Origin of the sequence: Lamprobacter modestohalophilus (assembly GCF_016583905.1) — a bacterium.
GTDB lineage: Bacteria > Pseudomonadota > Gammaproteobacteria > Chromatiales > Chromatiaceae > Lamprobacter > Lamprobacter modestohalophilus.
This window is the reverse complement of sequence record NZ_NRRY01000209.1, coordinates 1-502: the sequence shown is the minus strand read 5'-3', so window position 1 is coordinate 502 and position 502 is coordinate 1. Positions and strand designations below refer to the sequence as shown.

Here is a 502-nt window from a genome sequence, read left to right as displayed (position 1 = left end):
ATCGAAACCTGCCGCAAACGCGGGCATCTGCCTTGGCCCTATCTGGCCGCCGTCATCACTGAGCGACGCGCTGGCCGCACGGCTCCAGCGTTGCCGGCTCCAATGGCGGGTGTCTGAACGACTACCCGTGCGAATCGGCATCGGCTGGCGGGCATTAGGGCTGCGCCGAGGCGACACCCTTTATTGGTTCTGGATCGGCGACCATGACGATTACGACGCGCTCTTAAAGACACTCCGCTAAAGCCAATCACGTCATGCCTATCCCATCAGTTTGAGCATGCTCATCCTAGTAACCGTTCAAAAATAAGTTATACATCTTGATTCAAACCCCAGCGGCATCGACGACATAATTCCATGCTCCAAGCTGTGCATCATGGGTGCGGCCTCAACATACTGTGCTCAACAGCAGCACGCCGCCCCAAACTGATCGATCTTCTGCCAGAACTGCGCCCAGCGTCCGACGGTCTGTGTGAGCGCGCGCAGGCTGAGCACGATGCCGGCG

Annotated in this window: 1 pseudogene; it reads left to right on the top strand. The window is 58.4% G+C overall.

The features are described 5' to 3' along the window. Positions 1-241 (top strand): annotated as a pseudogene (locus CKO42_RS27015) (hypothetical protein); the annotation flags it as partial. Between the last annotated feature and the right edge of the window lie 261 nt (positions 242-502).